Here is a 12,198-nt window from a genome sequence, read left to right on the forward strand (position 1 = left end):
TGTGCCGATTGGTAGGATTGTGCAGATTAGAAGATCTGTGAATCAGTGATACCTATATATCTTTTTTAGAAAAAGGTATTATGATAATTTTATTCTGTTATTCAATAATGATTATGTAGAAAAGGGGCTACTTCGGGTTAAACTGTACTCAGTAGGGTAGCCTCTATTGCTATCAAGCTAACAAAACAAACTTCCCCTAAAATGAAAAAAATACGCTACCCTTTCTATAGCATCATAGGAAAGGATGGCGTTTTTGATATGAACTTATCTATTATTGATGAACTAGAATTGTTTTCTAAAGAGTTGCAACGATATATGTCACCTGATGCTTTAGAGCAATTAGCTAAAAATGTAGGGTTTGTTAAACAAAAAAATACATACCGCGCACAAGATCTAGTGGCCCTATGTATTTGGTTAAGTTAAAACATAGCTCATACTTCATTGACGCAATTATGTAGTCTATTATGTATACGTAATTTAGGATACTTCGACTTAAAAGACTTATATACTAGGGGGTACCCCTTTTAAATAATTCACGAAGTATTTAAAAACTATTAAAAAGTAATATGAAATCTTACATATTTAATCTAAATTAATTTATCTAAATAATATGGTATTTTGTTTCAGTTATATATTAGTATGGAGGGAAATTATGAAAAAGAAAATGAATCAAATTATGCTTGGAATTAGTACAATGGCATTGTCGTTAGGGGCATTGCAAGCTGAAGTATCAGCGGAAGAAAAAGTACCTTATAATGTACTGCAAATGAAGCCAGCAGGGATAGAAACGCCAAAAGATGCAGTTGCTCATTCCTCAAAAGCTGATGAAACATTATCATTTGAAGAACGTTTAAAAGTAGGAGATTTTTCGCAGAAGCCAGTCCCCGCTAAGAAAAGTGTGAACGCGAAGCAGTCGCAGGAAAGCTATACTTTGGATGAACTGAATAAAATGAGCGATGAGGAGTTAATTGATACACTAGCGAATATTCGCAGCGGACAAATTAAGGGTTTATTTCAGTTTAACGAAGAAACAAAAGCTTTTTATAAAAATAAAGAGCGTATGCAGGTAATTATGGATGGATTAGAGAAACGAGGAAGTACGTTTACAAAAAATGATACAAAAGGAATTGATACATTTACTGAAGTGCTCCGTTCTGCTTTTTATGTCGGATATAATAATAATGAATTAAGTTATTTAAATGAGAGAAGCTTCAAAGATAAGTGTTTACCTGCATTAAAAGCAATTGCAAAGAATCCAAACTTTAAACTTGGTACAGCTGAGCAAGATTTGGTTGTAAATGCATACGGGGATTTAATGAGGAATGCTTCTAGTGACGTTGAAACGGTGCAGTATGCAGCAAAAATTTTAAAACAGTATAATAATAATCTTTCTACATATGGAAGTGACCGTGCGAAAGGAAACGCTGTATACGCTTTAATGCAAGCCGTTGATGCCGATATACAGATTGATTGGCACCTTTCGGGTAAAGAGCCAAATGAGACAATGTGGTATGGGAAGATTGATAGTTTTATAAATGAAGTCAATAAAATGGCGCTTATACGTAATGTGACGGATGAAAATGGTTGGCTCATTAATAATGGTATATACTATGCAGGGCGTTTAGGGAAATTTCACAGTAATCCGAAGAAAGGGTTAGACGTTGTTACCCAAGCGATGCAAATGTATCCATATTTAGGAGAGCAATATTTTGGTGCGGCAGAACAGATTGCTACAAATTACGGCGGAGTAGATGCCAACGGAAAAGCAGTAAATTTAGATCAACTTCGAGAAGAGGGCAAGAAGAAATTTTTACCAAAAACATATACATTTGATGACGGAGCAATTGTCTTTAAAACGGGAGATAAAGTGACAGAGGAAAAAATCCAAAGATTGTACTGGGCTGCGAAAGAAGTAAAAGCACAATATCACCGTGTAATCGGAAATGATAAAGCATTAGAACAAGGGAATGCGGATGATGTATTAACAATCGTGATTTATAATACGCCAGATGAATATAAATTTAACCAGCAGTTGTACGGATATAGTACAGATAATGGTGGTATTTATATTGAACAAGACGGAACGTTCTTTACATATGAACGAACGCCGCAGCAAAGTATTTATAGTTTAGAAGAATTGTTTCGCCATGAATTTACACACTATTTGCAAGGAAGATATGAAGTGCCTGGATTATTTGGGCAAGGAGATATACAGCAAAATGAACGCTTGACATGGTATGCAGAAGGAAATGCAGAATTCTTTGCAGGATCGACACGTACAAATAATGTAGTACCGCGTAAGAGTGTTATAAGAGGTTTATCAACCGAACCAGCAAATCGCTTTACAGCAGAACAAACATTATATGCAAAATACGGAAGATGGGATTTTTATAACTATTCCTTTGCATTGCAGTCTTATATGTATAATCACAAATTTGATACATTCGATAGAATACAAGATTTAATTCGTGCAAATGATGTGCAAGGTTATGATGCATACCGAGAGGCGTTAAGTAAAGATGCACAATTGAATAAAGAATATCAAACATATATGCAGCAATTAATTGATAATCAAGAAAAATTTAATGTGCCGCAAGCATCAGATGATTATTTAGTAAGTCATACACAGAAGGCACTAGCTGAAGTGAAGCAGGAAATTGTGGATGTTGCGAATGTAAAAGATGCAAAGATTACAAAGCATAAGTCTCAATTCTTTAATACATTTACAGTTGAAGGTACGTATACAGGCAATGCAACGAAAGGTGAATCTGAAGACTGGAAAACGATGAGTAAACAAGTGAACGAAGCATTAGAGAAGCTGTCGCAAAAAGGATGGAGCGGTTATCAAACAGTAACAGCGTACTTTGTAAATTATCATGTAAATAATGAAAATCAGTTCCAATATGATATTGTTTTCCACGGCATTGCAACGGATGAAGGCGCAAATGAAGGAATGATTGTAAAGAGAAAAGATTCATATTACGGGGAAGCAAATAACGCAATTGAGTTTAAGAGCGATAGTTCAAAAGCTGAAAATCGAAAAATCATTTCTTATCTTTGGGACTTTGGAGATGGGGAAACAAGCACAGAAGAAAATCCTACTCATGTATATGAAAAAGAAGGAACGTATACGGCAACCTTAACAATGAAAGATGATAAAGGAAAAGAAAGTAAAGAGCGAATGACAGTTAATGTAGATCGAGCAAGAGAAACATATTACGGGGAAGAAAATAGCGCAATTCAGTTTAAGAGCGATAGTTCAAAAGCTGAAGATCGAAAAATCGTTTCTTACCTTTGGGACTTTGGAGATGGTAACGCAAGCACAGAAGCGAATCCTACTCATGCATATGAAAAAGAAGGAACGTATACAGCAACTTTAACAATGAAAGATGATCAAGGAAAAGAAAGTAAAGAACAAATGACAGTTAATGTAGATCGAATAGGAGCAACTGAAAAAGAACCAAATAATAATCCAGAACAAGCAAATGTAATTCCGTTTAATACGCTTCTCAAAGGTTCATTTAAGGATGAAGATTATAAAGATACTTATACGTTTAATGTGTCATCGCCAAAAGAAATAGACATTTCTGTCATAAACGAAAGTAAAATCAACATGACATGGGTGCTTTTTCATGAATCAGATATGAAAAGATACGTTGCAGGCGAAAACTCTAATGAAAATATACTGAAAGGAAAGTTTACTGCAAAACCAGGGAAGTATTATTTATATGTGTATACACCTGGAGAAAATGGGACATATTCTGTTAAAGTAAAATAAAGATAGAAATGGAGATATTTCCTCTTAGGGTACAGACCCCATCGCTATCAAGCTAACAAAACAAAATTCCCCTAAAATAAAAAAACGCCATTCTTTCTGTAGAATCATAGGAAAGAATGGCGTTTTTGATATGAACTTATCTAATACCGGACCATACAGATTATGCCCTTTTCTAGAGTGTTCATATCAGTATGTCTAAAGTTTAGAGATTTATGGCACTAGTCTTAGAGTTTTTGCATCAGAACCCTCTCCAACAGTTTCTTCAGTTTCATCCCGCTATTTGCGGAGTAATACTCCCACCTGAAAATTCGGTGAAAGCAAAGAAATAAGGTGGGAGATAAACTGCTCGTAAAGGCCCGGTTGGTTTAACTAATAATCGGTGGGGACGAAGAAAACCCCACTGATTAAAGTTTCACTTTATTTACAAATGCAGGGTTTAAAAGTTATAGAAAAAAATGTCGAATTTTGTTGTTTCATTTTATTGTTGATGTTACAATAATCATTACAAAGAAAGAGTGATTAAAAATAACTTTTAATTTTGGATTTTCACGGAATGTTGAGTTTAGCCTGTAGGTTTATCATATTCTTTTTTGTTCTATGCTCTTTCTTAGTTTTATTGTTCTAAATTAAGCAGAAAAGAGGAGGCCAGAATTTAAAAACGTGATATTAAGAATTTGATAAAATTAATCTTGCAACATTTGTATGAAGTGCATCTTTATTGTATAAGTTCATCTAGTTTTTTCGACATGTCTAAACTAATCACAGCTTTTTAGTCTAAATTGTTTAATAAGAATAGATAAAATAATCGATGGATGTGGAGAAAGGACTTCAAATTTTTCTTCTGAAGAAGAAGTAAGGTGTATGATTGAGTATCTTTATTATGTTATTTTATAAAATCTTAATAAATAGTTTTTCGATTCTAGATAACGTTTGAATTTATCACACTGAACCATTTCAACTATTTATAAAAGAGAATGAACAGTGCTTGACGTTAGTGTTTGTCACCAACATATTCTCCAAAGTTCAATGCAGTACAATAAATTTTGGGATGGCTAAAAAAGAGTGTGGATGTAATCAATTTCATGAAAGCCGGACCGAAATAAGAAAATTAGCCCTTTGATTTTTGGAATATATAATAATTGTTCTAAAAAAACACTTTGCCTAATTGGTTCCCTATATTTGCATCAGAACCGGTAATCCTATATGTACGTATGACATAATCGTAGAATAATATTCTATCATTTTAGGAGGAACAATCTGCATGAAAATTATAAAAGCTCTCTATATGGGATCCCTTGCGCTGACAATGTGTGCAGTATTGAGTGGTTGTAATACAGCGAAACAAGAACAAGAAAAAACAAACAAAGAAAAATCAAAACAAGACCAGTCTATGGAAAGAAATACACAGTGGTCGTATGAGGGAGACACTGGGCCGGAACACTGGGGAGAATTGAAACCAGAATACAAAATGTGCCTAAAGGGACAAGAACAATCGCCGATAGATATCAAAATGGATCAAACAAAATCAACAGATAAGACTTCTAAGCCCATTGAAATGTATTACCAACAAACAGCATTTTCTATCGAAAACAATGGTCATAGTATTGAAGGAAAATCAAATGGTTCTGCTGATTATCTCACACTAGGAGAAGAACGCTACACATTAAAACAATTCCATTTCCATACACCAAGTGAACATCAATTTGATGGAAAACATGCGGATATGGAACTACATCTGGTTCATCAAAATGACCAAAAACAATTAGCGGTAGTTGGTATTATGATAAAAGAAGGACAAAAAAATGAAGCTCTTGCAGCGATGTGGGAGAGCCTTCCAAAAGTGAAAAATACAAAGGATGATTTACAACATGCAATTGATATGAAACAGCTTGTTCCTTCAGAACAATCGTCAATTCGTTACATGGGTTCTTTGACAACACCTCCTTGTACAGAAAGTGTTCAATGGACTGTAATGAGGCAAGAAATCGAAATGTCAAAAGAACAAATTGAAGCGTTTCGTACATTATTTCCAACAAATAACCGACCTGTACAGCCAATTCATGAACGAGGATTTTCGGAATCCTAGGGTGTTTGGGACTTAAGAGCCCTGGATATAGAATACGAATATAAAAAGGATCGGGCGGTGTTTGCCCGGTTTTTCTTATTATACTTTTTGAGAAGGGCGAGCATATATTGTAGGGTTCTGTTGCCAAGTTTCGTAACGTACAAATCTTGCAGTCAAAGTTTATACATTTTTACTGATTTTTGTAATTCGTTATACCTTGAAAAGATAAATATCCCCTTTGTTTATATAGGATATGGACTGTTTTAATATACGTGAAAAAACAGAAGGTCTAGCAAAACGACGTTTCACGTGGTTATGATCTTATTTCTATAAGATGATTCGGAGATTTGATTGTGTAATGACTCGTATGTTTATAGAAGCTTTCGTACGCAAATGACAGCATACGTTCTGCAAGAATAAGGTATTAAAAGTTCAATTATCGTAGTATCAGAATAAATAAAAAACACCATGAAGGAGAAGAGATTCAAATGACTATTTATGAAAAAAACGCAGAAGTTTTAAAAATATTATCTCATCCAGTTAGAATTCAAATGATGGAAGAGCTTATTACAAGAGGGACATGCAATGTGAATCAAATAGTGGATATTATGGGTCTTCCGCAGTCTACTGTGTCTCAGCATCTAGCAAAAATGAAATCCCAAAAGATAGTTACCAGTAACCGAAAAGGATTGGAAGTTTATTATAGTACTTCAAATGAAAAAATAAATACCATTGTAGAAATATTACTAGGCAAAAAACTTTGTTCTATTCATTAATATGCTACAGCCATTCTATGATTATCAATTTCATAAGCTTCTACGCTAATTACTATATATACATCAATTAAAAAACCGACATAAAACCCCTCTTTTTAGGTGGGATAGAGGCCCTGGCCATGCATAGAAGCGNNCGAGTGTAGGTTACTTTTTATCCCGCTATTTGCGGGCAGTAATACTCCCACCTCAAAATTCGGTTAAAACAAAGAAGTTAGGTGGGGGATGAAGAAAACCCCTACTGATTAAAGTTTCACTTTATCCTGCATAGCAGGGATTTAGATGTCGAAAAATGAAAATGGATTTATATAATTAGTTATATTGACTTAAGAAAAATTTCAGGTCATGATGAAAGTGAAATCACTGTAAATTTTCTCTAAGCCTTATTGAATTAGAGTAAGAAAATGAAGTATGAAAAAGTAATCATTAGAGGAGGTGATTACACTATGACTATGGATAAGAAAGCCAATAGACTCATACATGAAAAGTCTCCATATTTGCTCCAGCATGCGTATAATCCTGTAGATTGGTACCCTTGGGGAGAGGAAGCTTTTGAGAAAGCAAAGAAAGAGAACAAACCTGTATTTGTTTCTATTGGCTACTCCTAGTTTGGTGTAACAAACCACATGTCATTGGTGCCACGTCATGGAGCGTGAATCTTTTGAAGACGAAGAAGTAGCATCACTCTTAAATTTATATTTCATCCCAATTAAAGTAGATCGTGAAGAACGTCCAGATGTTGACTCGATTCATATGAGCGTCTGCCAAATGATGACAGGACAAGGCGGCTGGCCGCTGAATGTGTTTTTAACACCAGATCAAAAGCCGTTTTATGCAGGGACGTATTTCCCTAAGCATAGTTATTACAATCGTCCGGGTATGATGGATATCTTACCGCAACTAGCTCATATTTACGAAAGTGATCAAGAGCGTATCACAGCTGTTTCACAGCAAATAATCGAAGGGCTACAAAATAAAGTAAAAGCAAGTAGCGAGGCATTACATAAAGATGTATTACATAGTACGTTCCAGCAGCTTGCCAGTAGCTTTGATACGATATATGGCGGGTTTGGTGGAGCACCGAAGTTTCCATCGCCCCATATGTTAATGTATTTATTACGTTATCAACTGTTAACAGACAATGAACAGGCGTTATACTTTGTAAAGAAAACGCTTGATAGTATGGCAAACGGCGGGATATATGATCATGTTGGATTCGGGTTTGCCCGCTACGCAACAGATGAAGCATGGCTTGTTCCGCATTTTGAGAAAATGCTATATGATAATGCGCTTCTTCTTCACGCTTATACAGAGGGTTATCAAGTTCTTCATGATGAACGGTATAAACAAATTGCAGATGAAATCATCACTTTTATTAAGCGAGAAATGACTGATGAAAACGGTAGTTTTTATTCCGCGCTTGATGCAGATAGTGAAGGAGTAGAAGGGAAGTACTACGTTTGGTCAAAAGATGAAGTGATGGAAGTGCTTGGTGATGAGCTTGGCATATTGTATTGCGCAGTGTATGATGTGACGGAAAAAGGTAACTTTGAAGGGGCAAATATTCCAAATCTAATTCATACAGAGTGGGATAAAATGGCCGATCAGTTTGATTTATCTATTAAGGAAATAAAAGAAAAACTAGAAGTCGCTCGTGAAATTTTATTAGCGAAACGATCACTTCGTATATATCCGCATTTAGATGATAAAGTACTAACGTCATGGAATGCATTAATGATTAGCGCGTTAGGAAAAGCGGGTCGTGTATTTGTGAATGAAGAGTATGTGCAACTTGCCAAGCATGCACTCGTATTTATTGAAGAGAAACTTATTGTAAACAATCGTGTCATGGCTCGTTATCGTGATGGAGAAGTGAAGTTTAAAGGGTATATTGATGATTATGCTTATTTACTTTGGGCATATATGGAGATGTATGAAGCAACATTTGATTTGGAATACGTGAAGAAGGCAAAAGAAATTGTTACAGAAATGAATGCATTATTTTGGGATCAAGAGAATGGAGGCTTTTTCTTTACTGGAAGTGATGCGGAAGAGTTGCTTATTCGTGATAAAGAAGTATATGACGGGGCCATGCCTTCAGGAAATAGTGTAGCAGCAGTTCAGCTTCTTCGCTTAGCTTCCTTAGTAGGTGATGAGACGTTAAGACAGCAGGTAGAGATTATGTATACAACGTTCTCGAAAGCATTGTCTTCCTATGGAAGTGGACATTCTTTATTTTTACAAAGCGTATTATTGGCGGAATCCCCGAAAAAGGAATTTGTTATTGTTGGAGAAGATAATGAAGAGAGACGCAATCTTATAAAGAGAGTGCAGGGAACTTTCTCACCGAATAATTCAGTACTAGTTGCTGCATCATCAGATGAATTTGCTGGGATTGCTGATTTTGCAGTTCATCATAAAATGATTGATAATAAAATGACAGTTTATATTTGTGAAAACTATGCTTGTGAGCAGCCGCTGATAGATATGAATGAGATATTAAGAAGAATATAATGTGATACGAAAGAACCTCACTCATTTTATAAGTAGTGAGGTTCTTTTATTGCATGGTAATTAATCTTAAAAAAGAAAGAGTAACTTATACTTAAAAGTTACTCTTTTCATATACCTGATGCATTTGTAATCCTATCAATAAACTTACGTAAAGCACCTGAATAAAAAGTATCTTTTCGAACGATAAAAGTAGTGGGTACCCTTGAAAAACTTTTAGGTAAAGGAGTTAAGGCTAAAGAATGTTCGTGATCTTGTATAAGAGATTTTATCATGATAGCGATGCCCATGCCTGATTTTACACAAGCCAGTATAGCTTCTATCGTTCCAAATTCTAATACTCGTTTTGGATAAATTCCTTCTTCATAAAGCCATTTTTCTAATAGGTTTCGGTAGTAACAACCTTTGCTAAAAGCTAATATATTCATTTCCCCTAAATTTCTAAAAGAAAATAAAGGACGTTTACTAACAAGAACTAATTCTTCTTCTTGGAACAAAAGAGAATCGAGATCAGAATGATGAATAGTTCCAGCGATGAATGCACCTTCAAGCTTTCGTTCTAAAACAAGCTGAATTAATTTTTCTGTTGAATGGGTTTCTAAAATGAATTCCACGTCAGGGTACATTTCATAATATGATGTTAATATGGAAGGAAGACGGACAGCCGTTGTAGATTCTGTAGATCCAATTTTTAATGTTCCTTTTGGCTGTACTCCGTTGTTTTGGACAGCTTTAATAGATTGTTCCATTAAATGAATGATTTGTTTAGTATAAGTTAGTAAAATTTCTCCATTTGAAGTTAAAGAAACGCCTTTTCCATTTCGGTAAAATAATGGTGTCCCCAGTTCATTTTCTAGTTGTTTAATACGCATTGTCACATTTGATTGTACATAATTTAAGTTTTGAGCAGCGTGAGATATATTACCTTCCTTAGCGACTTCATGAAAAATAGTGAGATCTTTTATATCCATTGAAAAACCTCCTAAAGGTATCAATTATTTTGATGATTTTTATCATTAATACTCATTTTATATGATATCTGAACTTTCATACAATGAAAGGGATATTGGAGGGATGATATTGCTAAGTAAAGATGAGGTCATAAAGCATGGTAGTTTGTATAAATGGATTGTGCTCATGTTAGCAACAGTAACGCAGGCAAGTGCAACGCTTATAACATATGGGGTAGGACCTTTAGCATTTTTTTGGAAGGAAATATATCACCTTAGTGATATGCAAATGGGGTTGTTGTTAACTGCTGTTAATATTGGACCGCTCTTTTGTATGCTTTTTGTAGGGAGGTTGCTTGATCAATATAGTGAGAAGTTACTCATTGGAGTTAGTTCTATATTCCTTGGTGGGTCTATTTTGTTTATTCATCTAGTGGAAGGATTTATGGGATTATTATTTGTTCTTATGATAGTGGGAGTGTTTTATAGTATGGCACAGCCAGGCGGAAGTAAGGTGGTTTTAAAATGGTTTCCGAAAGAAAATCGGGGATTAGCTATGGGAATTAGGCAAGCTGGCATTCCGATAGGCGGTGCAGTCGCGGGGGCTATCATTCCAATACTCGCGTTAAAGTTCGGTTTGTCATTTACGATATATATTCTTTCAAGTATATGTATTACAGGAGGAGTATTATTTTTGTTGTTTTATAGGGAACCATTCGCTCATAATGAGCCTGCATTAACTAACAAAGAAATCTCTTTTTGGCAAAAGTTAAAAGAAGTGATGAGTAACAAGGCGTTATATCCAGTTTTGTTTACAGGAATTTGTATGATTTCATTACAAATGGTATTGATTGGGCATTTTATAAACTTTTTGATTACGGAGAAATCAATATCTCCCATTTTGGCGGGAAAAGTATTTTCAGTCACTTTATTTTTTGGTATGCTGGGGCGAATTGTATTAGCTGCAGTCAGCGATTCCTTCTATAAAGGTAATCGACGCAAGCCATTATTGATTTCTGTACTTGCTGCATTTGTTTTCATATTCATTTTAATATTGAATGTACATAATCTTTCGGTATGGAGTTTATTTTTGGTCAGTGGTTTGTTAGGTTTCTTTGCTATTGGATGGTTCAGTCTTTTTATGGTTGAGGTTGCTGAAACATCAAGCGAGGAATCAGTTGGAATGACTGTTAGCTTTGCACTTACGCTAAATCAAATTGCGATTCTTTTAGCTCCGCCTATTTTCGGATCTATAGTGGATATAAGAGGGTATATGTGGGCTTGGATAGGGATAGCGATATTACTGGTTGCTTCAGCGATAAGTTTGTTGAAAAATTTGAAAAAAATGTCATGTGAATGACATTTTTTTGTGTGATATGCTGTATAATCAATTTTGAAATGAATTTTAAAAGAACTGGTAATACGACATATAAAGTGAAACTTTCAACAGTAAGAGGACTGCCCGTGAATAGCGGGATAAATGAACTTAATGCTTGTTATTATTTCTTTTCCGCTTATTTCTTTTTTTGAAATTCCCTGTTATTTTGGCTATAATGAGTTGACATTCTTTTTCATTGTCTGCAGGATTTATTTTATTAAAAAAATTACTCGCTTCGTTCCCTTTTAAAATCATAATTTATTTTCCATAATATTAGATAAAAACTATATTATTTTTATTTGTTTGATAACTGAACATTTCAAGAGCTAGTCGTTTTCCCCTATCGATGTTTTCCAATAGAGTGCCTCCTTTTTTATATCGTATATGTTGTTTGGAATGAATGTTACATAGAAATACAAAATTATAGTTAGGCGAATCGGATTGTTAGGTGGAATTTTTATGAGAAAGAAATACAATAGAAAGTAATCAAAAATTTGAATATAGAAAGCTTTCCTTGAATATCTTTCTATATGAACTTTTTGGAAAGGTAGAGAGAGAATCAAAAGGTACATGAAAGTAGTAGGATTGAGGATGAAATATGAATATGTAGTTTATTCCTCGGATATATAAATCCATTTTAATTTTGCGACATCTAAATCCCTGCTATGTAGAATAAAAAGTAACCTACACTCGTTTGCTCTTTCTGGTTTTACTTCGCATGTGGCAGAAAAAAGCCCTGACCG

General features: G+C 34.6%; 7 protein-coding genes and 2 pseudogenes. 7 read left to right on the forward strand and 2 right to left on the reverse strand.

The window, feature by feature from the left end:
• Nucleotides 1-258 precede the first annotated feature (258 nt).
• From COO03_RS18585 to COO03_RS18605, 6 genes and pseudogenes are all read left to right on the forward strand, one after another.
• Nucleotides 259-420 (forward strand): annotated as a pseudogene (locus tag COO03_RS18585) (IS4 family transposase); the annotation flags it as partial.
• 232 nt (nucleotides 421-652) lie between these two features.
• Nucleotides 653-3,778, forward strand: coding sequence for a collagenase (locus COO03_RS18590; RefSeq protein WP_097898576.1), 3,126 nt, complete (start codon nucleotides 653-655; stop codon nucleotides 3,776-3,778).
• Nucleotides 3,779-5,039: 1,261 nt separating this feature from the next.
• Nucleotides 5,040-5,864 carry a carbonic anhydrase gene (locus COO03_RS18595; protein ID WP_097898577.1) on the forward strand — a complete coding sequence of 275 codons (825 nt, stop codon included), beginning with the start codon at nucleotides 5,040-5,042 and terminating at the stop codon, nucleotides 5,862-5,864.
• A gap of 467 nt (nucleotides 5,865-6,331) precedes the next feature.
• Complete coding sequence (locus COO03_RS18600) at nucleotides 6,332-6,619, forward strand: ArsR/SmtB family transcription factor (protein WP_097898578.1); 288 nt, start codon at nucleotides 6,332-6,334, stop codon at nucleotides 6,617-6,619.
• A gap of 443 nt (nucleotides 6,620-7,062) precedes the next feature.
• Nucleotides 7,063-7,221: pseudogene (locus COO03_RS27155) on the forward strand (DUF255 domain-containing protein); the annotation flags it as partial.
• A gap of 40 nt (nucleotides 7,222-7,261) precedes the next feature.
• Nucleotides 7,262-9,130, forward strand: coding sequence for a thioredoxin domain-containing protein (locus tag COO03_RS18605; RefSeq protein ID WP_170958130.1), 1,869 nt, complete (start codon nucleotides 7,262-7,264; stop codon nucleotides 9,128-9,130).
• Nucleotides 9,131-9,237: 107 nt separating this feature from the next.
• On the opposite strand, the gene COO03_RS18610 is transcribed toward COO03_RS18605, so the two are convergent.
• On the reverse strand, nucleotides 9,238-10,098 hold the full coding sequence (locus tag COO03_RS18610; protein ID WP_097898579.1) for a LysR family transcriptional regulator: 861 nt from the start codon (nucleotides 10,096-10,098) through the stop codon (nucleotides 9,238-9,240).
• A gap of 103 nt (nucleotides 10,099-10,201) precedes the next feature.
• On the opposite strand from COO03_RS18610, the gene COO03_RS18615 reads away from it, so the two are divergent.
• The gene (locus COO03_RS18615) at nucleotides 10,202-11,437 is read left to right on the forward strand and encodes an MFS transporter (RefSeq protein WP_373605259.1); all 1,236 of its coding nucleotides are present in this window, start codon (nucleotides 10,202-10,204) and stop codon (nucleotides 11,435-11,437) included.
• A 126-nt stretch (nucleotides 11,438-11,563) separates the two neighbouring features.
• Here the strand turns inward: COO03_RS18615 and COO03_RS28045 are convergent, their stop codons facing one another.
• Nucleotides 11,564-11,713, reverse strand: coding sequence for an ABC transporter ATP-binding protein (locus COO03_RS28045; RefSeq protein ID WP_306620589.1), 150 nt, complete (start codon nucleotides 11,711-11,713; stop codon nucleotides 11,564-11,566).
• Between the last annotated feature and the right edge of the window lie 485 nt (nucleotides 11,714-12,198).

Origin of the sequence: Bacillus sp. AFS098217 (assembly GCF_002551815.1) — a bacterium.
GTDB lineage: Bacteria > Bacillota > Bacilli > Bacillales > Bacillaceae_G > Bacillus_A.

Bases quoted from the DNA above. Each gene is read 5' to 3' on its own strand.
- COO03_RS18590 (WP_097898576.1), top strand. From the start codon at position 653: ATGAAAAAGAAAATGAATCAAATTATGCTTGGAATTAGTACAATGGCA.
- COO03_RS18595 (WP_097898577.1), top strand. From the start codon at position 5,040: ATGAAAATTATAAAAGCTCTCTATATGGGATCCCTTGCGCTGACAATG.
- COO03_RS18600 (WP_097898578.1), top strand. From the start codon at position 6,332: ATGACTATTTATGAAAAAAACGCAGAAGTTTTAAAAATATTATCTCAT.
- COO03_RS18605 (WP_170958130.1), top strand. From the start codon at position 7,262: ATGGAGCGTGAATCTTTTGAAGACGAAGAAGTAGCATCACTCTTAAAT.
- COO03_RS18610 (WP_097898579.1), bottom strand. From the start codon at position 10,098: ATGGATATAAAAGATCTCACTATTTTTCATGAAGTCGCTAAGGAAGGT.
- COO03_RS18615 (WP_373605259.1), top strand. From the start codon at position 10,202: ATGATATTGCTAAGTAAAGATGAGGTCATAAAGCATGGTAGTTTGTAT.